Origin of the sequence: Ramlibacter alkalitolerans, assembly GCF_016722765.1 — a bacterium.
In the GTDB taxonomy this organism is placed as follows: Bacteria; Pseudomonadota; Gammaproteobacteria; order Burkholderiales; family Burkholderiaceae_C; genus Ramlibacter; species Ramlibacter alkalitolerans.
The window spans coordinates 59,594-82,387 of record NZ_JAEQND010000005.1 but is presented as its reverse complement, the minus strand read 5'-3'; the positions used below and the strand labels follow the sequence as shown (position 1 = coordinate 82,387).

At 67.3% G+C, this 22,794-nt stretch carries 13 protein-coding genes; 5 read left to right on the top strand and 8 right to left on the bottom strand.

Translation table 11 applies throughout. The annotated features are described in order from the left end of the window. Positions 1-28: 28 nt before the first annotated feature. The 4 genes from JI746_RS09805 to JI746_RS09790 all read right to left on the bottom strand — a co-directional run bounded on the left by JI746_RS09805 (position 29) and on the right by JI746_RS09790 (position 7,245). Entirely contained in the window at positions 29-3,427 is a 3,399-nt protein-coding gene (locus JI746_RS09805; RefSeq protein WP_201688984.1) for a DEAD/DEAH box helicase family protein, read from the bottom strand. Between the two features lie 132 nt (positions 3,428-3,559). Beyond that, complete coding sequence (locus JI746_RS09800; protein ID WP_201688982.1) at positions 3,560-4,744, bottom strand: restriction endonuclease subunit S; 1,185 nt, start codon at positions 4,742-4,744, stop codon at positions 3,560-3,562. Then, positions 4,741-6,279 carry a type I restriction-modification system subunit M gene (locus tag JI746_RS09795; RefSeq protein WP_201688980.1) on the bottom strand — a complete coding sequence of 513 codons (1,539 nt, stop codon included), beginning with the start codon at positions 6,277-6,279 and terminating at the stop codon, positions 4,741-4,743. Before JI746_RS09795 ends, JI746_RS09800 begins: the two co-directional genes overlap by 4 nt. A gap of 669 nt (positions 6,280-6,948) precedes the next feature. Then, on the bottom strand, positions 6,949-7,245 hold the full coding sequence (locus JI746_RS09790; RefSeq protein ID WP_201688978.1) for a hypothetical protein: 297 nt from the start codon (positions 7,243-7,245) through the stop codon (positions 6,949-6,951). Between the two features lie 505 nt (positions 7,246-7,750). Between JI746_RS09790 and JI746_RS09785 the strand changes: the two genes are divergently transcribed. Genes JI746_RS09785 through JI746_RS09770 form a run of 4 tightly spaced genes read left to right on the top strand, consistent with a single transcriptional unit; the run spans position 7,751 to position 10,367 of the window. Continuing rightward, positions 7,751-8,542, top strand: coding sequence for a DUF1538 domain-containing protein (locus JI746_RS09785; RefSeq protein WP_201688976.1), 792 nt, complete (start codon positions 7,751-7,753; stop codon positions 8,540-8,542). Beyond that, on the top strand, positions 8,539-9,279 hold the full coding sequence (locus JI746_RS09780; RefSeq protein ID WP_201688974.1) for a DUF1538 domain-containing protein: 741 nt from the start codon (positions 8,539-8,541) through the stop codon (positions 9,277-9,279). Before JI746_RS09785 ends, JI746_RS09780 begins: the two co-directional genes overlap by 4 nt. Then, positions 9,276-9,608 (top strand): P-II family nitrogen regulator, encoded by a 333-nt coding sequence (locus JI746_RS09775; RefSeq protein ID WP_201688972.1) that lies wholly within the window; start codon positions 9,276-9,278, stop codon positions 9,606-9,608. Before JI746_RS09780 ends, JI746_RS09775 begins: the two co-directional genes overlap by 4 nt. A 51-nt stretch (positions 9,609-9,659) precedes the next feature. Next, positions 9,660-10,367, top strand: coding sequence for a glutathione S-transferase N-terminal domain-containing protein (locus tag JI746_RS09770; RefSeq protein ID WP_201688970.1), 708 nt, complete (start codon positions 9,660-9,662; stop codon positions 10,365-10,367). Positions 10,368-10,369: 2 nt separating this feature from the next. On the opposite strand, the gene JI746_RS09765 is transcribed toward JI746_RS09770, so the two are convergent. From JI746_RS09765 to JI746_RS09750, 4 genes are read right to left on the bottom strand one after another with little or no spacing between them, the layout of a single operon-like run. Continuing rightward, positions 10,370-11,731 carry a TolC family outer membrane protein gene (locus JI746_RS09765; protein ID WP_201688968.1) on the bottom strand — a complete coding sequence of 454 codons (1,362 nt, stop codon included), beginning with the start codon at positions 11,729-11,731 and terminating at the stop codon, positions 10,370-10,372. Next, positions 11,728-13,089, bottom strand: coding sequence for an HlyD family type I secretion periplasmic adaptor subunit (locus tag JI746_RS09760; RefSeq protein ID WP_201688967.1), 1,362 nt, complete (start codon positions 13,087-13,089; stop codon positions 11,728-11,730). The genes JI746_RS09765 and JI746_RS09760 overlap by 4 nt, the downstream gene beginning before the upstream one ends. Positions 13,090-13,110: 21 nt before the next feature. Beyond that, complete coding sequence (locus JI746_RS09755) at positions 13,111-14,826, bottom strand: type I secretion system permease/ATPase (RefSeq protein ID WP_201688966.1); 1,716 nt, start codon at positions 14,824-14,826, stop codon at positions 13,111-13,113. Beyond that, the gene (locus JI746_RS09750; protein ID WP_201688965.1) at positions 14,826-16,592 is read right to left on the bottom strand and encodes a type I secretion system permease/ATPase; all 1,767 of its coding nucleotides are present in this window, start codon (positions 16,590-16,592) and stop codon (positions 14,826-14,828) included. Before JI746_RS09750 ends, JI746_RS09755 begins: the two co-directional genes overlap by 1 nt. A 692-nt stretch (positions 16,593-17,284) precedes the next feature. On the opposite strand from JI746_RS09750, the gene JI746_RS09745 reads away from it, so the two are divergent. Next, entirely contained in the window at positions 17,285-22,477 is a 5,193-nt protein-coding gene (locus JI746_RS09745) for a beta strand repeat-containing protein (protein WP_201688963.1), read from the top strand. Positions 22,478-22,794 lie beyond the last annotated feature (317 nt).

Genomic DNA, 22,794 nt, shown 5'->3' with positions numbered 1-22,794 from the left:
GGCTGCTACAGCTTGTCCCTCAGCGCCCCTACGCTACTGCGCGCGCCTGAATCTCGTTTAGAACGCCCACGATGCGAGTGACCTGTGCTGACGGAAAGAGCGCCGTCGGCCCGTGCGCATTGATGTCCGTGAAGGGGGGTTCAAACAAACGTTCTGGGGGCACAACACCATTCTGCGTCAGCTCCTCGACCACCAACCCGATGAACTCAATCTGTTCTGGAGTCAGTTTGCTGCCCTGAAGGAGCTCGCTGAACGCGTGCATGGCCGCTTCGCGGTCCAGTCCAACGAGCGACCGAACGAAAAGTCCCAGGCCAACGCGCTTGGCGTCTGCGAGCAGCGGCTCGGTGCCCCCCGCCTGCACCAGCATCCTCTCGAGTTCCTGAAGGTCAGTCGGCGTCAGTGCCTGGTTCCGCCGTAGCCGCTGGAGGGCTAGGTGCGATTCGTGCTCCTTCAGGAATGCGCGCGCCTTCTCCTTGAACTTCGCCATGTTCAGGCCGGCCGTGACCTGGGGCAGGTCGATGAGGGCGCCTTCGCCGACCTCGTCCTCGAAGTCGGTGTAGACCACCTTCTTCTGACCTTTGGGCAGTAGCTTGACCAGAGCGCGAAGCCTCCGGCGCACCGTCTCGAGCATCGGCACCGTCACGTCCTGCCACCACTCGTCGCCGGCAACTGCGTGAATCAGCATGGCCTCCGCCTTGATAGCCGGGATGGACATCTCGTCCTCGAGCGCCACCGCAATCGCCTGAATCTTCTGGCGCAGGCCCATGAAATCCGGCTTGGCCTGAAGAATCGCGAGCTGCGCACGCATGACAAGCAGGTCGAACCGCTTGGCCTCCTCGTCCGAATCGGACAATTGGGACGGCAATGCCGCGACCTCGGAGCTGAGAGTGTCGAAGTCCTCCGGCTGAAGCGACTTCCAGGCCGAAGGCTGGGCGTACCGCTCGACGGCCTGCCGATGCGGACGGACGATGAAGTTGTCCACGTTCATCGCCCCCACGCGTTCAACCAACGATTGGACCGTCCATTCGCGCAATTCCGCGAGCGTCGGGTGGCCGTAAGGGCCTGGCGCGGCCTCGGCGACGCCCTCCTTCAAACGCTTATCTAGCTCGCCCAGGATTTCCAAGCGGCTCTTGAACAGCCGGGTGGTCAGTGATTCGGCCGCCGCTCCTTCCACCCCCGCAGGGTTCTGGCTGAAGAACTCGAGGTTCTGGCAGAAGTCGAAGACGAAGAAGTTCTTCTTGTCCTCGCCCGGCCCGAACAAGTCCTTGCAAAGACGCGTTCCGCGTCCGAGCATCTGCCAGAACTTGGTCTTCGACCGCACCATCTTGAAGAAGACCAGGTTCACGACCTCCGGGACGTCGATGCCGGTGTCCAGCATGTCGACGGAGATGGCGATGTGCGGCATCTTCTCCTTCTGGGAGAAGTCGTTGATGAGGCTTTGGGCGTACTCGGTCTTGTACGTCACCACTCGAGCGAAATGGCCCTTGTACTCAGGGTAGTTCGCGTTGAACCGCTGCTCAATGAAGTCCGCGTGGGCATTGTTCTTGGCAAAGATGATGGTCTTGCCCAAGCGGTCGCCACCTGCGACCCGTTGGCCCTTCGTCATCAGGACCTCGAGCACCTTGTCGACGGTGTCGATGTTGAACAGCCACTTGTTCAACTCCTCGGCGCTGACCGAGTCTGGTGCCGTCCCGTCCTCATTCCACTCTAGTTCGTCCCACTGTGCCTTCTCTTCCTCGGAGAGGTCCGCGTATTTGATGCCTTCGCGCTGGAACTTCAGCGGCACGGAGATGGCCACCGGCGGAACCAGATGTCCATCGGCAACCGCCTGGTCCAAGTCATAGGCATCCGTCGGAACACCCGCTTCGAGCTCGAACAAGCCGTAGGTATTCCGGTCGATTTCGTCCTTGGGCGTCGCTGTCAGGCCGACGAGCAGCGAATCGAAGTACCGAAAGATGGCGCCGTACTTCTGGTAGACGGAGCGGTGTGCTTCGTCGATGACTACCAGGTCGAAGTGACCCACCCCGAAGCGACGTTGCCCGTCAAAGGTCTCGTCAATGAGACCCATCATGGTGGGATAAGTGGAGACGAACACCCGGCCCTCCGTGGCCTTGTCTGTCACCAGATTCACTGGGGCCGAGTCCGGGAGATGGGCCTTGAAGGCGTTGACTGCCTGGTTAACCAGCGCCACACGGTCAGCGAGGAACAGAATGCGCTTGGCCCAGTTGCAGCGCATCAGCAGGTCGGCCAGAGCAATGACCGTGCGTGTCTTGCCACTGCCGGTCGCCATGACGAGCAGCGCCTTTCGCTGCTGGTCGACTTCGAAGGTGGCGCTGACGCGGCGTACCGCACGTGTCTGGTAGTAGCGCTCGATGATGGCGCCATTGACAGGGGCCTCTGCGAGCTTCTTGCGGGAGCCACGGCGTTGAACGAGCAGCATCAGCTCGTCCTTCTTGTAGAACCCTTGTACTAGCCTGGGCGGGTAGGACAGGTCGTCCCACAGCCAGTGCTCGTAGCCATTGGAATAGCAGATGACCGGCCGCTGGCCGTACTGCTGCTCCAGGCAGTCCGCGTACAGCTTGGCCTGCTGCTGGCCGACCATCGGACTCTTGGTCGTCCGCTTGGCCTCCACGAGCATCAAGGGCTTGCCGTCATCTCCCCACAGCACGTAGTCAACAAAGCCTGTTCCCTGGCCGTTCGGCATGCCCGTCACTTCGACTTCGAAATTCTTCTTCGGGTCCAGCTCCCAGCCCGCCTCACGCAACAGGAGGTCGATGTACGCCTTGCGGGTCTCGGCCTCGGCATAGTCGTGCGTGTCGGGAACAGCGCTGTTCGCCTTCTTTGCCGCTGCGACTTCCTCCCTCAGCTTCTGGAGTTCCGCGTCTAGTGCCGCACGGCTCGCGAGAACCTCCGACAGCTTGGCGTCCTTCTCGCGCAACTGCTCGCCGAGCTTCTGGAGCTGCTCCGCGGACTGAGTGACCGCAGGACTATGAGAAGGCGATTTGGGCAGCAGCCCGGCGTCGAACGTGAGCCCCGGAGAAGGCCGCCCAGTCCGACCATACGTCCGTCCGAGCCAGAAACAGAAGTGGAACAGCTCGCGTGTGGCGGCTACTGCGTCACTGGTTGCGACCTTTCTGGTGCTGTGCACGGCCTGGTTACCCAAGTCTTTGACCAGCCTAGCCTTTGTGAACAGTGCGTCCCCGACAAGTTGTCGAAAGGTGGGCTCATGAATGAGCGCACTGAGGCTATCCTGGTACGGCAGCTTCAGCGCCTTGTCATGCGTGTAGAGCCATGACACCGCCAACTCCAGGGCTCGACGCGCATAGAAGCAGGCGCTGCGCGCGTCGGCGTGGGTATGGTGTTCGGCCTTCTGGGCCGCTTCGAACACCAAGGCCCACTCGGCCTGGAGAAAGGCGAAATTACTCATGCGCGGGCGTGTTCTGAGGGAGGGATTTGGTGCGCCGCCATGGCATCACAACTGCAGTAAGGTGGGCTGGCTTAGCTCGGCGGGGCCGCAAACGTGCATTAACGTGCCGACTGCAGTCGCGAGTGCGCGCATTCAGAGTTCCCCCGCGAACGCCTGGTGGCGAAGCGCGTTGAAACACGCTTCTTGGAGCGAACAGGCGGCTTTGAATTCAAGGCCAATCCTTTCTACTGCAGACAACTTCTGAACGAACTCTGCTTGCCGCTGCATGCTGGGTAATCGAATCTTCAAACTGCGGATTAACGCAAGGCTAGCGTTGGTGATAGTACCCGTTACCATTCCCCCGCGAATCTGGACTTGGGCTTCCTTATCGGCAAGCCAAAAGCGCAGGAATTCCGGCAGCAGATGTCTGGTGTTGGGTCTAACAATCGCGACTGCTTGGTTGCAATTCATCGTTGGCGCCCTTGCTGGGACGAGTGCTGCTCGCCCGATTGTGCCGGCAATTGACACCAGCACGTCTCCGCCGCGAATCTTGGAACGCTCGAGTGCATCATGAGTCCGCCCGTCGATAAATAGGGTATCTCTCCTCCAATCGACAACGCCATCCACTAAGTTCTGCACCCGAATGAAGGGGACGCCTGACTCTGAAAACGGCATCCCCAGAGTGGTCGGCGTGGTCCCCTTCGTAATGAGCTCAGTCACCTCTTCCAGCGTGTTTGTTGTGGAGCCACTGGCGGATGCATCCGAGAACATCTCCGCAAACATCGCGTGACCTAGACGCTGCAGCTGTGCGGAAGCTTCGAACCGCTTAGCGCGAAGGGAATCCGCCTTGTCCAGAATGGCTGCAACGCGGTGTTGTTCTGACAAAGAGCCTACCCGAACTTCGATGGCCTTTAGATTGCCAATGGAAACGCTCGCTTGGTTCACGGCCTTGTTTATATAGCTCGAAAGCTTTGCCCGAAACATCGGGCTGCGAATGAGATGCTTGGCGTAACTTGGAATCAATCGTTCGGAATTTGGTCGAAGGCAGAGGAGATTCATCCCGTGCACAAGTCTTGATGGCTGGCCCTCGTAGATTGCACACTTCCCGATGTGCTCCACACTGTTAATATGGCTGAAGAGAATGTCTCCAGCCGACAGGAGCCACCCTCGTGCGTCTGCTTCGTCCAAGTCCGCAAAACCGACTCTCTCAGGGTCAATTGCCGAGTTCCAGATGGTCTCAATTCGAGTGATGGGAAGGCCTTTCCCGGACTTGTCCTGTTTGATATTCATTCCATTACGAATGAATTCAAACAACGTCCCGAACTGCGCCAAGCTCACTTCAGCATCCCCTCTAACTCTTCCATTCCTTCTCGAATCTGGGCCTCAAGCTGCTTCAACTTCGCGAGGATTTCCGACGGGCGTTCTCGCTCCATCGTTTCAGAGACCACGCCCTTGTAGCGATTAAGAGACAGGTCGTAGCCTTGCGCGGCAATTTCCTCTTTTGGGACGCAAAAACTCTGCGTGGTGCGCGGACGTTCCCGCTCGCCGGAGTCTCTCTCGGCCCAACGAGTCAGCGCGTCGGGCAGGTTGTTCTTCGCGTGTTCGGCCTCGCTGAGTGGTAGTGCCGGTGTTGGGCCCAACTTCGTTTCGTCCAGCAGCGGCTGGCGCTTGTCGTCCAAGCTCCAGCCGTCGGCCTGCATGTCGTAGAACCACACGTGGTCCGTGCCGCCGGAGTTAGTCTTCGTGAACAGCAAGATGGCGGTGGACACGCCCGCGTAGGGCTTGAAGGCACCGGACGGGAGCGACACGACGCCATCGAGCTTGTGGTCTTCCACCAGGATGCGCCGCAGTTCCTTGTGCGCCTTGCTGCTGCCGAATAGCACGCCATCGGGCACGATGACGGCGGCACGGCCGCCGGGCTTCAGCAGTCGCAAGAACAAGGCTAAGAACAGCAGCTCGGTTTTCTTGGTCTTGACGATGGCCAGCAGGTCCTTGGCCGTGTTCTCGTAGTCCAAGCTCCCCGCGAAAGGGGGGTTCGCGAGCACAAGGCTGTACTTCTCCTCGTCGCCTGCATGTTCCTCGCTCAGCGAGTCCTTGTAGCGGATGTCCGGGTCGTCAACGCCGTGCAGCGCCATGTTCATGCTGCCGATGCGCAGCATGGTGTTGTCGAAGTCGTAGCCGTGGAACATGCCCTTGTGGAAATGGGCGCGGGCGGCAGCGTCACGGAACAACCCCGGATGGCGTTCGCGCAGGTACTCGCCGGCCGCCACGAGGAAGCCGCAGGTGCCGCTGGCCGGGTCGCAGATGACGTCCTTGGGCATAGGCTGCGTCATGGCCACCATCAGCTTGATGATGTGGCGCGGCGTGCGGAATTGGCCGTTCTGCCCGGCGGACGCAATCTTGCCGAGCATGTACTCGTAGAGGTCGCCTTTGGTGTCGCGGTCCTCCATCGGCACGTGGTCCAGCATGTCTACCACCTTCGCCAGCAGACCTGGGGTGGGGATGGTGAAGCGTGCGTCCTTCATGTGCAGCGCGTAGCTGCTGCCCGAGCCCCCCAGCTGACGCAGGAACGGAAACACGTGCTCGCCGACCACCTTGTGCATCTCGGCCGGTGCGAAGTTCTTGAAGCGCGACCAGCGCAGGTCTTGGTAGTCGCGCCCCTTTTCGTCCGTGCCCGCCGGGAACACCCGGTTCGACATGGGCTTGCCGAGGGTCAAGGCCTTGTTTTCCTCAAGGGTGTGAGCGTCGTCCAGGCGACGGATGAACAGGAGGTAAGTAATTTGTTCTAGAACCTCCATCGGGTTGGAGATGCCGCCGGACCAGAAGGCGTTCCAGATGGCGTCGACTTGAGAGCGGAGTTCGCCTGTGAGCATGAGACCTTTAAAGCGTGACAACCCCGCGCAGTTCCGCGCAGGGCCAGTTTCCACATGGTACCCAGCAGCTCTTCGGCAAGGAAGCGGCCAGGCTGATTCAGTGACCGCACAAATACAACCCCCTCCCCGGCGGGCAGCCGGCGAGGGGCTCTGAAGCGACGGGCCGGGGTCTCCGGCCGATGATTTCTCAGGTTATGGCTAGCGGTTTCTCAGTAAATGAGTCCTTCTACAATCTTCGGCAAGGAAGCGGGTTCTTTCCGCTGTGACGGCGATTCCACCAATGAACTCCCGCGCAGGCGCGACCCCGTCGCCCGTGCTTGACGTTCCGCCTGCCCCAAGAGTTCGTACGCCGGACTCGTGCTGGCCGACGGGGACTCCTGAGCTCCTCATTAAAGGTCGGGCGGCACCTCTCAAGGAGTGCTTGGCCAGCTGAGTCGTCAAGTACCCGAACGTCTATGCCTCCACTTCGGCCGTGCCGTTGGAACGGTACAGGACGGGTGTCCATCTGACGCAGTCGTCGCGACGAGCCAGAGCGCTTGGCGACCTCCCGGTCGGAGCGCCGCGGACCAGTTCCCCTTGGCCTCACCGTGCCCAAGAGAGAGTGTGAGGAAGAATGCCGCACAACAGAGTGCTATTGCTACTGGGCTCTATGCAGGACTTGCCTGCAGGCTAGGTGCCTCCCGCTTCTATGTCATAGAAGACGTCGTTGATGGGGAACGGCTCTGACCCCTCATCCTCGGCCAAGTACACCAGCTTCAAACCAGCAGCTCTCAAGCTCTGGGATGCAATCATGAGCCATCCGGAGTCGCTAAGGTCATCCAATTCCGAGTGGTCCTGCTTCCACTCAATAAGTGAAATCGGTTGCGACACGCGTGCTGCTTCCGCGTGGAGCGCCAACAGCGATTCGTCAATGATGGTGTCTAGCGAAGAGCGGAGAGCTTTGTGTTTTGTGTTGGCGGTGACCATGGGACCTCTGAGTACACGAGCAAATGGACAAGGCGACGATAACGGCCGCGGTGCCAACCGTCGCTTCCCGTGTGTCCTGGGTTGTGATTCGGCTCACAGCTGGTCGGTAACAGAGGCGCTCGGCAACTAGGCCATGTCGTTCCTTCGCAACAGCGATACCGCGACCAGTCCGAGGGCAGCTCCTCGTTGCTTGCCGGTCGTGCTGCCGTACATGCGTGACCCGTAGTGCCGGGCATTCGAAGGGAACGCCACGAACCGAGTACTAGCTGGAGGGACCAGCCCTGCGGGCTCTCGCTGGGACGACCACGACGGTGCAGGTTGTGTAGGAAATGCCAGTGCGTGCCCGCGCAACCAACTCGATCGACCCGCCGTGGCGCCCCAAGCGTACCGCGGGTTTCTTCTTTCCGGCTCGCGAAAACCTGACCGCGTGATTGCGCTCGCGCAATGACAGCGCGCCGCAGGGGACCCACGATGCATGCAGCGGCACAGCATCGAATCGGCACGCGTGAGCTCTCCCTCCCGTCGCACCCGTCCCCAGCCCGCAACGGCTGCACGGCAGACTGACAGCCCCTCGCCCGCACGACGCGGCGCCGGGGCCGTCCTCCTCGCGCTGCTGCGCGAACGCCTGCCCGAAGTCCTGCAGTCGATCGCTCCACTGATCGCCGTCGTGTGCGTGCTGCAGTTCACCGTCGTCCACGCGCCGGCGCCGCTGTTCCTCGAGTTCCTCGGCGGCGCGCTGCTGGTGGTGCTGGGGCTGCTGCTGCTCTTCGCCGGGGTGGAGATCGGCGTGCTGCCGATGGGGCGCTACATCGGGGCCGACCTGCCCACGAAGGGCTCCGCCTGGCTCATCGCCATCGTGGGCTTCGCGATGGGTTTCGCGACCACGGCCGCCGAGCCCGACGTGCTGATCCTCGCGCAGCAGGTCGACCGGGTCACGCAAGGTGCCATCTCGGGCCAGCAACTCGTGTACGTCATCGCGGTGGGCGTCGGCTTGCTGGCCGTCGTCGCGCTGCTGCGCATCGTCCGCGGTTCTTCCTTCCGCACCCTGCTGGCCGCGTGCTACCTGCTGGTCATCGCACTGTCGCTGCTCGCGCCCGCGAGCTTCGTTCCGCTCGCCTACGACGCCGGCAGCGTGACCACCGGCGTGGTGGCCGCGCCGGCCCTGCTGGCGCTGGCCCTCGGCGTGAGTTCCGTGCTGGCCGGGCGCTCCACTTCCGAGGACGGCTTCGGGCTCCTGGGCCTGGCGTCGATCGGTCCGATCCTCGCGATCCTGCTGCTGGGAGTGTTCGCGCGATGAATGCCGCGCCCTGGCTGGAGCAGGTGCTGGAGACCGGCTGGAGCGTGCTGCTCGCGATCCTGCCGCTCGCGCTGGTCTTCCTGGTGTTCCAGGCGCTCTTCCTGCGCATGCCGGCCAGGGAAGTGCGGCGCATCCTCCTGGGCACGGTGCTGGCGGCGCTGGGGCTGTTCCTCTTCCTCCTCGGCGTCGGGTTGGCGTTCCTGCCTTTCGGGCGGATCACCGGCGAAGCACTCGGCGCGCTGCCGCAGCAGTGGCTGGTGGTGCCGCTCGGGGTGCTGCTCGGGTTCGTCACCACCTGGGGTGAGCCGGCCGTGCGCATCCTGGCCGACCAGGTGGAGGAAGCCTCGGGCGGATCGATCCGCCGCAGTCTCGTGCTGGTCACCGTGTGCGTGGGCGTCGCGCTGGCGGTCGGCCTGGGCCTGTTCCGCATCGACCACGAGATCCCGCTGCTGGTGCTGCTGGTGCCCGGCTACGGCATCATGCTGGGCGCCATGTGGCTGTGCCGCACCGACTTCGTGGCGATCGGTGCCGATGCCGGCGGCGTCGCCACCGGGCCGCTGGCCAACAGCTTCCTGCTCGCGCTGGCCTTCGGTGCTTCGTCGACGATGGGCGGGCAGGATCCGCTGGTCCACGGCCTGGGTCTGGTCGCGCTGATCGCGCTGGCGCCAGCGCTGTCGGTGATGGTGCTGGGCATCGTGGTGGGCCGCAAGGGGCAACGCAAGGAGTCGCCGTCATGAAGACATCGCTGATCGTCAGCATCGTGCGCCGCGGCTGGGGCAGCACCGTGCTGGAAGCCGCCGTGCAGGCCGGTGCGCGCGGCAGTACCGTGCTGGTCGGCCGCGGCGGCGGCATCAACGAGCAGGAAAAGATCTTCGGCGTCTCGATCGAGCCGGAGAAGGAGATCGTGCTGACGGTGGTGCGGGCCGACCTGGTCGACACCATCCTCGCCGAGATCGTGCGGGCCGCGGAGCTGAACGAAACCGGCAAGGGCATCGCCTTCGTCGTGCCGGTCGAGAAGATCGTCGGGGTCGCCCACTTCATGAAGCAAGCCGCCGCAGCGGGTTGATCCCGCGGCAGGTTGCACGTAGCCTCGCGGGTTTCGCAGCAAGGAAACCGAATGCCTGACCTGAGCGCCTTTCCCATCACGAAGAAGTGGCCGGCCCGCCACCCCGACCGCATCCAGCTCTACTCGCTGCCCACGCCCAACGGCGTGAAGGTGTCGATCGCGCTGGAGGAAACGGGGCTGCCCTATGAGCCGCATCGCGTCGGCTTCGAGAGCAACGACCAGACTTCGCCCGAGTTCCTGTCGCTCAACCCGAACAACAAGATCCCGGCCATCATCGATCCGCAAGGCCCGGGCGGGCAGCCGCTGCCGCTGTTCGAGTCCGGCGCGATCCTGCTCTATCTGGCCGAGAAGAGCGGCAAGCTGATCCCGCAGGAGCCGGCACGCCGCTGGGAAACGATCCAGTGGCTGATGTTCCAGATGGGAGGCGTCGGGCCCATGTTCGGCCAGCTCGGTTTCTTCCACAAGTTCGCCGGCAAGGACTACGAGGACAAGCGCCCGCGCGATCGCTACGTCAGCGAATCGAAGCGCCTGCTCGCCGTGCTGGACCAGCACCTGAGGGGCCGGCAGTGGATGGTCGGCGACGACTACACCGTCGCCGACATCGCGATCTTCCCCTGGGTGCGCAACCTGGTGGGCTTCTACGGCGCGGGGGAGCTCGTGGAGTTCGAGCGCTTCGCCGAGGTCAGGCGCGTGCTCGATGCCTTCGTGGCGCGGCCCGCGGTGCAGCGCGGGCTGGACATCCCGCCCAGGCAGGCCTGACCTCAGGGCCGCAGCCAGCCGTTGACCTGCGCCAGCGAGGCATCCTGCCATTCGCCGGCCAGCGCTCGCAGCCGCACCAGCGACAGCAGGTAGGCGAAGCGCGCCTGCGCGAGGTCGCGCTGCGCCGATCCGAGTTGCTGCTCCGCGTTCAGCACGTCCAGCACGCTGCGGCTGCCACCCTGTTGCGAGCGGCGGCTGGAGCGCACCAGCTGTTCTGCCGAGCGCACGGCCTGCTCGAGGGCTCGGATGCGCGCGATGCCTTCGCCGACGCCGCGGAACTCGCGGAACACGCGCGCCTCCAGGTCCAGGCGAGTGGCCTCCAGCACGCTCTCGCTGCGCTCGACGTCGGCCAGCGCCTGCCGCACCTGCGAGTCGACCAGGCCGCCCTGGTAGATCGGCACGTTCAATTGCAGCCCGATCGCCTTCTGCGTGTAGCGGGTGTCCACGCGAGTGGGATTGTCGCTGTCGCTGCGCACGACCTGCGCCAGCGCATCCAGGGTCGGGAGGTGATTGGCGCGCGCGCGCTCCACCGCCTGGCGCGCCGCTTCCACGTTCGCGGCCGCGGCGCGCAGCTCCGGACTCGCCGTGCGGGCGCGCGCCAGCCAGTCCTCCAGCAGCGCCGGTTGCGGCATCGCCAGCGGCAGCCGCTCGGCGTCGACCGGCGCGAGCTGCGCCACCGGCTGGCCGACGATCTGCGCCAGCTGCCGGCGCGTGAACTCGACGGCCTGGCGCGCCTCCAGCTCCTGCGCGAAGTTGAGGTCCAGTCGCGCCTGGGCCTCCTCGATGTCGGTGCGCGTTCCGCTGCCGCCGGCGAAGCCCTTTCGGGCGGCCTCCAGCTGCGCGGTGGTGGCGGCCTGCTGCACGCCCACCAGCCGCAGCTGCTCCTCCGCCAGCAGCGCTTCGAAGTAGGCCTGCGTGACGCGCATCGCCAGCCGCTGCTCTTCCTGCTGCAACACGGCCTCGCCGTTCTCCACCAGGGCGCGGGCCACCCGCACCTGCGCCCGCAACTGCGGGCGGTAGATCGGCTGGCGCACGGTGAGCGAATCGGCCGCGCTCGTGTAGACCAGCTGATCCTGCACCGGCCGTCCCAGCGGCCCGGCCGACTCGCTGTTCAGGTCGTTCCGGCTGCGCTGCAGGCTCAGGTTCACCTGCGGGCGCAGCTGCGCCTGCGCCTGCGGCAGCCGTTCGCGGTTCGATGCTGCAGCGGCGCGCGCGGCGCGCAGCTGCGCGTCGTTGATCACGGCGGCCTGCCAGGCCTGCAGCAGGTCCATCGCGCCGGCTGCCGGCACGAACCCGCCGCTGGCGCACGCCAGCGCCAGGCAGCGCAGCCACGCCGCGCTCTTGCTCCGTGCCCTCAAGCTCATTCCTCCTTCATCGAGGCCGCCATGCGCTTGGCCAGGGGATGCAGCAGGTACGTGAGCAGCGAGCGCTCCCCGGTGCGGAACACGACTTCGGCGGGCATGCCCGGCTGCAGCTGGCGCGGACCGAGCGCGCGCAGGCCTTCGGGCGTGACCGACACGCGCGCGAGGTAGTAGGGCGGCGTGTTCTGCCCCTCGGTGATCAGGTCGCCGGACACCGAGCGCACCTGGCCGGCGACGACCAGCTGCGGCGAATGCGCGAAGGAGGAAAAGCGGATGTCCACCGCCAGTCCCGCATGCACCCGGTCGATGAACTGGGGCGGCACCCGCGCCTCCAGCAGGAGCGGATCGTGCTCGGGCACGATGTCCATCAGCTTCTGCCCCGGCTGCACGACGCCGCCGACCGTCTGCGTCGCGAGTCCCACCACCTGGCCGTCCGCCGGCGCCCGGATCTCGGTGCGTTCCAGGTCGTTGCGCACCGAGCGGAAGCGCTCGCCCTCGGCGATCACGTCGCGCGACACGTCGGCGAGCTGCTGCTCGATCTCCTTGCGATAGTCCTGGCGCCGCGCCAGCTCGCGCTGCTTCAATTCCAGGATCGCCTGCTGCGCGCGCACGGCATTGCCCTGCAGGTCGGCTTGCGCGGTGACGGAGTCGGCCACCATGCGCTCCAGTTCCAGCTGGCGGTTGCGCGGCACGTAGCCTTCCTGCACCAGCTCGCGCGTGTTCTTCAGCTCCTCCTGCAGCAGCGCGAGCTGGCCGCGACGGCTGTCCATCATCTGGCGGTACGACACGATCAGGCCTTCCTGGCCGCGGACGCTTTCCTGCAGCGCCTGCACTTCGGCGGCGAGCGCCGCGCGACGCGATGCCAGCAGCTGCTGCTGGTTGTCCATCTGCTGGCGCACCAGCGGATCGCGTGCGGCCTCGACGAGCTCGCTGGGCCATGCGATCTGGCCAGCGCCGGCCTGCTCCGCCAGCAGGCGCGCCTGCACCGCGCGCAGGCCCAGGTAGCGTTGCCGGGCCGACTCGTAGTTGGCCTTGGCCGCGGCGGCGTCGAGCCGCACCAGGGGCTGGCCGGCGCGTACCCGTTCGCCTTCGTGCACCAGCACCTGGCTGATGATGCCGCCGGTGAGGTGCTGCACCGCCTTGCGCCGCGTATCGATGGAGACGCTGCCCGGCGCGACCACGCCTTCGTCCAGCGGCGCCACGGACGCCCACAACAGGAAGCCGCCGAAACCGAGGACGAGCACCGCCAGGCCGATGCGCACCGGCCGGCGCGCGTCTTCGCCGGCCGGCGCGGGCTGGGCCTCTTCGGCCGGCGGGGGCGGCGGCCGCGCGTTGCGGCGGGAAAAGGAGACGAGGGCCATGGAAACTCGCTCAGCTTCGACTCAGGCAGGTTGGGGAAGGGCGGCGCCGGGCGCACCGCCGGCGGGCCCGGAGGACAGCACTTGCGCGGGCGGCCCGTAGGCGGCGACGGCGCCATCGCGCAGCACCAGCACGCGATCGGCCAGCTGTGGCGCCGGCAGGCGGTGCGTGACCAGCACCAGCGTGCGACCCTGGCGGCGCAGCTCCCGCATGGCTTGCAGCAGCGCGAGCTCGCCAGCGTCGTCGAGGTAGGCATTCGGCTCGTCCAGCACCAGCAGCGCCGGGTCTCCATACAGGGCACGCGCCAGCGCCAGCCGCTGGCGTTGGCCGCCGGAGAGCACGCCGCCGGCCTCGCCGATCGGCGTGTCGTAGCCCTGGGGCAGGCGCAGGATGGCATCGTGCAGGCCGGTGGCGCGCGAGGCCGCGATCACCTTCGCCGGCTCGGCCACGGCCATGCGGGCGATGTTTTCTGCGACGCTGCCGTCGAACAGCTCCACGTCCTGCGGCAGGTAGCCGACGTGCGGGCCCAGCGCTTCGCGGTTCCAGCCCGCCAGCGGCCGGCCATCGAGCAGCACCTCGCCCTGCGCGTCCGGCCAGATGCCCACCAGGCAGCGCGCCAGCGTGGACTTGCCGGAGCCGGAGGGGCCAAGGATCACGAGGGTCTGGCCGGCCTCGATGTCCAGGTCGATTCCGCGCAGGATCGGCGTTGCGCGCCCCGGTGCGCTGGCGGTCAGCCCGCGCAGTCGCACTGCCCCGGCGGGACGCGCGCGCGGCTCCTGAGCAGGCTGCAGCGGGAAGGACTGCAGCAGGCCGCGCAGGCGCTGCCAGGCGCCCCGGGCGCCGACGAAGGCGCGCCAGTTGCCCACCACGTGGTCGATCGGCGCCAGCGCGCGCGCCGCCAGCACGTTGGCAGCGATCATGGCGCCCGGCGTGAGCTGGCCGTCGATCACCAGCAGCGCCCCGGCGGCCAGCGTGAGCGACTGTTGCGTGTAGCGCACGAACTTGCTCAGGCTGGCGATGCGCTGGTTGCGTTCGGCGGCGGCCGCGTGCAGGGCCAGCGCCGCCTCGCGTCGCTGGCGCCAGCGCGCGCGCAGCCGCGGCAGCATGCCCATGGCGTCCAGCGTCTCGGCATGGCGCAGCTTGGCTTGCAGGTACAGGTCGCCTTCCGAGGCGCTGCGCGCCGCGGCCTCGGCGGGCCCGGCCGTGCGCTGGTGGCCGAAGAGGGCCAGCAGCACCTGCAGCACCGCGAAGGCGGTGGACACCCAGCCCAGCATCGGATGCAGGAAGAAGCTCACGCCCAGGTAGATCGGAACCCAGGGCAGGTCGAAGAAGGCGAACACGCCCGGCCCGGTGAGGAACTGGCGCACGACGGCCAGGTCGGCGAAGGAGCGCGCCGGGCTGTGACCGGTCTCGCGCAGCGAAGCCTCGAAGCTGGCGTTGAAGACCTGCGTGCCCAGCTGCCGGTCCAGGCGTGTATTGGTGCGCACCAGCACGCGCGACCGCACGCCCTCGGCGAACGCCAGCACGGCGAACAGGAACAGGGTGATGACGGACACGGCCAGCAGCGTCAGCTCGCTCTGGCTGACCAGCACGCGGTCGTAGACCTGCAGCATGTAGATGGTGGGCGCCAGCAGCAGCAGGTTGGCCACGCCGCTGAACACCCCCACGGCAGCGAACTCGCGGCGGAACGGGCGCAGCAGGGCGCCGGCGTCCTGCCTGGCGTGCGAGGCGGCGCGCATCACGCCTCCTCCTGGCGCGTTGGCCAGCCGAGCACGCCCGGTCGCGCCGCTGCAGGACTGCGTGGCGGCTCGCCCTGCCGGCGCGTGTCGCCATTCGCCACCTGCAGCGCCGCCAGCACCTTGTCGCGCGGACCGAAGCCTTGCATCTGGCCGTCGGCCAGCACCAGCATCTTGTCGCTCACCGCCAGGATGCTCGTCCGGTGTGTGATCACGACGAAGGTGGTGCCGCGCGCCTTGCCAGCGGCGATGGCTTCGGCCAGGGCCCGCTCCCCGGCCTCGTCCAGGCTCGCGTTGGGTTCGTCCAGCACGACGAACACGGGATCGCCGTACAAGGCGCGCGCCAGCGCCAGACGCTGCCGCTGGCCGCCCGAGAGGCGCGCACCGTCGCTGCCGATCTCGGTGGCGTAGCCCTGGGGCAGCGCCAGGATCGTGTCGTGCAGGCCCACCTTGCGCGCTGCCGCCTCGACGCTGGCCGGGTCCGGCGTGTCGAAGCGCGCGATGTTGTCGGCCACCGTGCCGTCGAACAGTTCCACCGCCTGCGGCAGGTAGCCCAGGTGGGGCCCGAGTTCGGCCTTGTCCCAGGCGGCGACATCGACGCCGTCGAGGCGTGCGCGGCCGCCCGTGGAAGGCCACAGGCCCACCAGCGCGCGCGCCAGCGTCGTCTTGCCCGCAGCGGACGGGCCGACCACCGCCAGCACTTCGCCTGGCTCGAGCGCGAAGCGCACGCCGCGCAGCACCGGGATGCCGGTGCCCGGCACCGGGACGACGAGGTTCTCGGCGGCGAAGCGGCCGCTCGGGGCCGGCAGCGCCATGGCGGGGGTCGCCGCAGGCAGGGCTGCCAGCAGTCGTGACAGGCGCTGCCAGGCATCGCGCGCGCCCGCGACGCTGCGCCACTGCGCGATCAGCGTGACCAGCGGCGCCAGCACGCGGCCGCCGAGGGTGGAGGCCACGATCATCAGGCCGCCTCCGTTGTGCAGTTCGCCGCGAAGGATCAGCCACGCGGCCACGCCCAGCAGGGCGGAGGCCATGGTGGTCTGCACGAAGCGGGACGCGGCCTGCCAGGTGCCGGCGTGGTCGGAGGCGAGGCTTTGCAGCGCCAAGTAGTCACGCTGGCGCTGCATCCAGCGGCGGTGGATGTCCGGCAGCATGCCCATCGCCTCGATGACCTGCGCGTTGCGCAGCGACGCGTCCACCTGCAGTTGCGCTTCGCGCGCAGCGCGGTTGGCGGCGACCAGCCGCTGCGCCGTACTGCGTTCGTTGGCCCACGCCACGGCCGCCTGCACCAGCGCGCCGCCAAGCGTGAGCCAGCCGAGCAGGGGGTGGATCGCCGCCACCACCGCCAGGAACACGGCCGCGACCGGCAGCTCGAGCGCGGCGCGCACCGCGGGACCCGGGAAGAAAACGTGCAGCAGATGCAGGTCCTGCAGCGGCTGCAGGCTGCCGGCCGGCAGCTTGCGCAGGCGGGCAGCGAAGCAGGCATCGAACACGCGCGGTGTGAGTTGCCGCTCGAAGCGGGCGCCCGCGGCGCGCAGCACGCTGGCGGCCGCCCAGTCCATCACCTCCATCACCAGGTAGGCGGCGACGGCCAGCAGCGTCAGCATGGCCAGTGTGGAGTGACTGCGGCTGCCGACCACGCGGTCGTACACCTCCAGCATGTACCAGCTCGGGACGAGCAGGAGCAGCGCCCCGGCGAGGGCGAACAGGGCCGCGGTGCGCAGCAGGGGCGCCGTCTGGGCGACCGCGGCCCGGAGTTCATCCGAATTCATGAGGGATGGCGGCGGCCGCATGCAGTGCAGCGCCGTGCTCGGACGCTGCCGCAACAGGGGCGGCGGTTCAATGGGATGGGCATGGGGGCGAGAAGCAACCGCGCAGAGTATCGGCCCTGCAAGCAAGAGTGAAGCCGCAATTGCACGCGCGACGGCCTGCGCGACAGAAGGCCCGCCTGGACGTGAAGAAGTCACGTGTCGATGGGCGGCACTTCACGCGACTTTCCTGTCATGTGGGTTCGAAGGCGAGACGCGAGGGACCGTCGCTTCCGGCCGCCCCCGGGAGTGGGGGAAGAACCTTGCCGTGGATCAAGCTTTCCGCGGAGTTGGGTCTTGCGCCGGGGATTTCTCCCCGCCGACGCTCGCAGCATGCGAAAGTTTTCACACGGATCGATGGTCCGCTTCTTGCACCCGTTTCGCAACAAGAAGTCGAACAGCTTCAGCCGCATTCGTTCCAACGCGTAGCGCCGTGCCGGTCGTCCAGCGGCGCGGCAAGGGAGGGAGGAAGAACACCCAGCAACCGTCGCCAAGCGAGCGACGGGCGTGCCTTCGACGGCGCGCACGCCTGCCTGCCTGCCGATCCGCGTCCGCTGCGCACCTGCGCGCGGGCGCCCCGTTCCATGTTCATCGACGACCTGCTGCCCAGCCGCAGCAGGTGCGTGCAAGCAAGTCACATCAAGGGAGCCCATTCCATGGCCATTTTCACCGGCACCGCCCAGTCCGACATCCTCACAGGCACCGCCGCCGACGACATCTTCGATGGCCGCGGCAGCAACGACACCCTGATCGGCAACGGCGGCAACGACCTGCTCGATGGCGGATCCGGCGCCGACACCATGAGCGGCGGCACCGGCAACGACACCTATCTGGTGGACGACGTGGGCGACGTGGTGATCGAAAACGCCGGCGAGGGCACGGACACCGTGCAAGCCAGCGTCAGCTACACGCTGGCGGCGAACGTCGAGAACCTCACGCTGGTCGGTGCCGGCAACAAGCTCGACGGAACCGGCAATGCGCTCGACAACGTCCTGACGGGCAACAGCGGGCGCAACATCCTCACCGGCGGCCTGGGCAACGACACCTACTTCGTCGACGCCGGCGACACCGTCGTGGAACTGGCCAACCAGGGCATCGATTCGGTGTTCACGAGTATCGACTGGACGCTGGAGGCGAACGTCGAGAACCTGACGCTGACCGGCACCAACCGCATCGACGGTACCGGCAACGCGCTGGCCAACACCATCACCGGCAACGACACCGACAACGTGCTGGATGGCCTGGGCGGGGCCGACACGCTGATCGGCAGCACGGGCGACGACACCTACGTGGTGGACAACGCCGGCGACGTCGTGGTGGAGAACGCCGGCGAGGGCGTGAAGGACACCGTGCAGAGCAGCATCGGCTGGACGCTGGGCGCGAACCTCGAGAACCTGACGCTGACCGGAACCGATGCGATCAACGGCACCGGCAACGACCTGGACAACGTCCTTACCGGCAACACTGCTGCCAACGTGCTGATCGGAGGCCTCGGGGAGGACGTCTACTTCGTCGATGCTGGCGACACGGTGATCGAATTGGCCGGCGAAGGCCGCAAGGACGAGGTCGACTCCGCGATCGACTGGACGCTGGGCGCCAACCTCGAGAACCTCACCCTCATCGGAACGGCCAACGTGTCCGCCACCGGCAACGAGGTGGACAATGTCCTGACGGGGAACAGCGGCAACAACGTCCTCGACGGGCTGCTCGGCGGCGATACCTTGATCGGCGGTGCCGGCGACGACACCTACGTCCTCGACGCTCCCGACGATACCGTCACCGAGAACGCGAACGAAGGCACCGACACCGTCCTCGCCAGCCTCAGCGTCACGCTGGGCGCGAACGTGGAGAACCTGACGCTGACCGGCAGTGCCGCGATCGACGGCACCGGCAACGCGCTGGCCAACGTGATCCAGGGCAATGCGGCGGCCAATACCCTGGACGGGAGCGCAGGTGCCGACAGCCTCGCGGGCGGCGCGGGCGACGACACCTACGTGGTGGACGATGCCGGCGACAGCGTGACCGAGAACGCCGGCGAAGGCACGGACACGGTGCGTTCCGGCGTGAGCTACACGCTGGGCGGCAACGTCGAGAACCTGGTCCTGACCGGGGCGGCCGCGATCGACGGCACGGGGAACGCGCTCGCCAACACCATCACCGGCAACGCCGGCGCCAACGTCCTGGACGGCCAGGGCGGCGCCGATGCGCTCGCCGGCGGCGCGGGCGACGACACCTATGTCGTCGACGACGCCGGCGATACGGTGACGGAGAACGCCGCGGCCGGTGTCGACACCGTGCGCGCCAGCGTGAGCACGACGCTCGGTGCGAACCTCGAGAACCTGACGCTGACCGGCGCCGCTGCGATCGACGGTACAGGCAACGCGCAGGCCAACGTGATCACCGGCAACGCCGCCGCCAACGTGCTCGCCGGAGGCGCTGGCGACGACACGTACATCGTCGGCGCCGGCGACACGATGCTGGAGCAGGCGGGCCAGGGCGACGACACCGTCCTCGCCAGCATCGACTGGACGCTCGGCGCCAACGTGGAGAAGCTCACGCTCACGGGCACCGCGGCCATCAACGGCACCGGCAACGCCCTGGACAACGAGATGCGCGGCAACACGGCGGCCAACGTGCTGAGCGGCGGCGCGGGCAACGACACCTACTTCGTGACGGCGCTGGACACCATCGTGGAGCAGGCGGGCGAGGGCATCGACACGGCCGTCGTGACGACGACCCTGGGCCTCGCCGCCGAAGTCGAGAATCTGGTGCTGGGCGGCGCGAGCAACATCTCCGGCACGGGCAACGGCCTGGACAACGAGATCACCGGCAACACCGGGAACAACACCCTGGACGGCCAGGGCGGCAACGACACCCTGCGTGGCGGCGCCGGCAACGACACCTATGTCGTCGATGCGGCCGGAGACCAGGTGCTGGAGAACGCACTGGAGGGCACGGACACGGTGAAGAGCTCCGTCACCTACGTGCTGGGCGAAAACCTCGAGAACCTGACGCTGGTCGGCACGGCCGCCATCGACGGCACCGGCAACGCGCTGGCCAACGTGATCGTCGGCAACGGCGCCGCCAACGTGCTGTCCGGCGGCCTGGGCGACGACAGCTATACGGTGGGCCTGGGCGACACGGTGGTGGAGCAGGCGAACGCGGGCGTCGACACGGTCGTGTCCTCCGGCTCGTGGACGCTCGGGGCGAACACGGAGAACCTGAAGCTGCTGGCGGGCGTGACCGGCACCGGCAACACGCTGGCCAACGTGATCACCGGCAATACCGGCAACAACACGCTGGATGGCAAGGCCGGCGCCGATACGCTGACCGGCGGCCTGGGCAACGACAGCTACTTCGTCGACAACGCCGGCGACGTGGTCGTGGAGCAAAGCGGCGAAGGCACCGACACCGTCAACAGCAGCATCAGCTACGTCCTGGGCGCGGACCTCGAGAACCTCACGCTGGTGGGCGCGGCCGCGGCCAGTGCCACCGGCAACGCGGCGGACAACGTGATCACCGGCAACGCCGGCGCCAACGTGCTCGCGGGGGGACTGGGCAACGATAGTTACGTCGTGGGCTTCGGCGACAGCGTGGTGGAACAGGCCGGCGAAGGCCTGGACTCCGTGCGCTCGGGCGTGAGCTTCACGCTGGGCGCCAACGTGGAGAACCTGACGCTCACGGGCACGGTCAACGTCTCCGGGACGGGCAACGCCTCCGACAACGTGATCACCGGCAACGCCGGCATCAACACGCTGGACGGCGCAGCCGGCGCCGACACCATGGCCGGCGGCCTGGGCAACGACACCTACGTCGTCGACGAGGCCGGCGACGTCGTGATCGAGGCCGCAGGGGCCGGCACCGACACCGTGCGCAGTTCGGTGGGCTGGACGCTGGGTGCCAACCTCGAGAACCTCACGCTCACCGGTGTGGCGAGCATCGACGGCACGGGCAACGAACTGGCCAACATCCTCACCGGCAACGGCGCCGACAACGTGCTCGATGGCGGCGCCGGGCGCGACACCATGCGGGGTGGCGCCGGCGACGACACCTACCTGGTCGACAGCGTGCTGGACATCGTGGGCGAAGCCGCCGGCGAAGGCCGCGATGCGGTGATCAGCAGCGTCTCGCTGACACTTGCCGCCAACCTCGAGGACCTGGCGCTCACCGGCGTGGCGAACCTCAAGGGAACCGGCAACGCGCTGGCCAACGAGATCACCGGCAACGACGGCGCCAACGTCCTGGACGGCAAGGCCGGTGCCGACATCCTGGCCGGCGGCCTGGGCGATGACACGTACGTCGTCGACAACGCCGGCGACCTGGTGGTCGAGAACGCAGGCGAAGGGCGCGACACCGTGCAGAGCAGCGTCAGCTGGACGCTCGCTGCCACGGTGGAGAACCTGACGCTGACCGGCGCAGGCGCCATCAGCGGCACCGGCAACGCCCTCGACAACGAGATGCACGGCAACGCGGCGGCCAACGTGCTGGCGGGCGGCGCCGGCGACGACACCTATTTCGTGACCTCCATCGACACGATCGTCGAGAACGGGGGCGAAGGTACGGACACTGCGGTGGCGAGCACCAGCTTCACGCTGGGCCTCAACGTGGAAAACCTGGTGCTGGCCGGCGGCTCCGGGATTTCCGGGACCGGCAACGCGGAGGACAACAGCCTCACCGGCAACAGCGGGGCCAACACCCTCGACGGCAAGGCGGGCAACGACACGCTCGCGGGCGGCGCCGGCAACGACACCTACGTGGTCGATGCCGCCGGTGACGTGGTGATCGAGAACGCCGGCGCGGGCACGGACACGGTCCGCAGTTCGCTGGGCTACGCGCTGGGCGACAACCTCGAGAACCTGACGCTGACCGGGACGGCGGCGATCGACGGAACCGGCAATGCGCAGGACAACGTGCTGACGGGCAACAGCGCGGCCAACGTGCTAGCCGGCGGCGCCGGCGACGACACCTACGTCGTCGGCCTGCATGACAGCGTGCTGGAGCAGGCCGCCGAGGGCGTGGACACGGTGAAGTCGGCGGTCGCGTGGACGCTGGACGCCAACGTCGAGGACCTGGTGCTGACGGGCGCGGCCGCCGTGGCGGGCACGGGGAACGCGCTGGCCAACCGGATCACGGGCAACGCCGGCGCCAACACGCTGGACGGCCAGGCCGGCGACGACTTCCTGCAAGGGCTGGCCGGCAACGACCTGCTGCGGGACTTCGAGGGCAGCAGCGCCATGGACGCAGGCGCGGGCGCCGACACCCTGCAGGCCGGCGGCAAGGCCTTCCTCGCGGGGGGCACCGGCAACGACCGCATCGAGACCGGCGCGGCCGATGCGCAGGTGATCGCGTTCAATGCGGGCGACGGCCTGGACACGGTGGCGGCTTCCGGCGCGCAGAACGACACCCTGTCGCTGGGCAAGGTGCAGTTCGCCGACCTGCATTTCACGCGCGGTGGCAACGATCTGACGCTGTCCACCGGCGCGGGCCAGGGTCTCGTGCTGAAGGACTGGTTCGCCGGCCAGCAGACGGTGTCCACGCTGCAGATGGTGATCGACGGCACGGCGGACTACGACCCGACGGCGGCCGATGTCCTGCATCACAGCAAGGTCGTCACCTTCGACTTCGCCGGACTGGCGTCGCAGTTCGAGCAGCAGGGCGCGGCGCCCAACTGGGCGCTGCAGCCCGCTCTCGAGGGTGTCCTGGTGTCGGGAAGCGACACGGCGGCCGTGGGTGGCGAGCTGGCGATGGTTTATGCGCACAACGGCGCACTGGCCGCCGCGGCGCCGGAGGTGCTCGGGGTGATCGGCGCTGCGGAATTCGCCGCGCAGCCGCAGGACTTCGTCGCCTGAGGCATGCAAGAACGCCCGCGCGGTGCTTCGCCGGACGGGCGTTCGTCATTCGGGAGCCGTGGACGTTTAGCCGCGTCCACGGCTCACGCGTGGTCATCGACCGCTGCCACGCATGAGAAGCCCGAGGAGTGCACCTACGGCGACGGCCGCGCCAACGACCTTCCAGGGAAGATTGATCGGGCGGACCATCCTTCGGAGCCCTTCATGGTGTATCCGGGTTTCGGGACGGCCATGCAATGAGCGCCGCCGCGGCGGGCGTGTCATCGCACGCCGATGCCGGCCGCTTGCGGCCATGAACGGGTCGATGCCGACAAGGT

Bases quoted from the DNA above. Each gene is read 5' to 3' on its own strand.
- JI746_RS09805 (WP_201688984.1), bottom strand. From the start codon at position 3,427: ATGAGTAATTTCGCCTTTCTCCAGGCCGAGTGGGCCTTGGTGTTCGAA.
- JI746_RS09795 (WP_201688980.1), bottom strand. From the start codon at position 6,279: ATGCTCACAGGCGAACTCCGCTCTCAAGTCGACGCCATCTGGAACGCC.
- JI746_RS09790 (WP_201688978.1), bottom strand. From the start codon at position 7,245: ATGGTCACCGCCAACACAAAACACAAAGCTCTCCGCTCTTCGCTAGAC.
- JI746_RS09780 (WP_201688974.1), top strand. From the start codon at position 8,539: ATGAATGCCGCGCCCTGGCTGGAGCAGGTGCTGGAGACCGGCTGGAGC.
- JI746_RS09775 (WP_201688972.1), top strand. From the start codon at position 9,276: ATGAAGACATCGCTGATCGTCAGCATCGTGCGCCGCGGCTGGGGCAGC.
- JI746_RS09770 (WP_201688970.1), top strand. From the start codon at position 9,660: ATGCCTGACCTGAGCGCCTTTCCCATCACGAAGAAGTGGCCGGCCCGC.
- JI746_RS09765 (WP_201688968.1), bottom strand. From the start codon at position 11,731: ATGAGCTTGAGGGCACGGAGCAAGAGCGCGGCGTGGCTGCGCTGCCTG.
- JI746_RS09760 (WP_201688967.1), bottom strand. From the start codon at position 13,089: ATGGCCCTCGTCTCCTTTTCCCGCCGCAACGCGCGGCCGCCGCCCCCG.
- JI746_RS09755 (WP_201688966.1), bottom strand. From the start codon at position 14,826: ATGCGCGCCGCCTCGCACGCCAGGCAGGACGCCGGCGCCCTGCTGCGC.
- JI746_RS09750 (WP_201688965.1), bottom strand. From the start codon at position 16,592: ATGAATTCGGATGAACTCCGGGCCGCGGTCGCCCAGACGGCGCCCCTG.
- JI746_RS09745 (WP_201688963.1), top strand. From the start codon at position 17,285: ATGGCCATTTTCACCGGCACCGCCCAGTCCGACATCCTCACAGGCACC.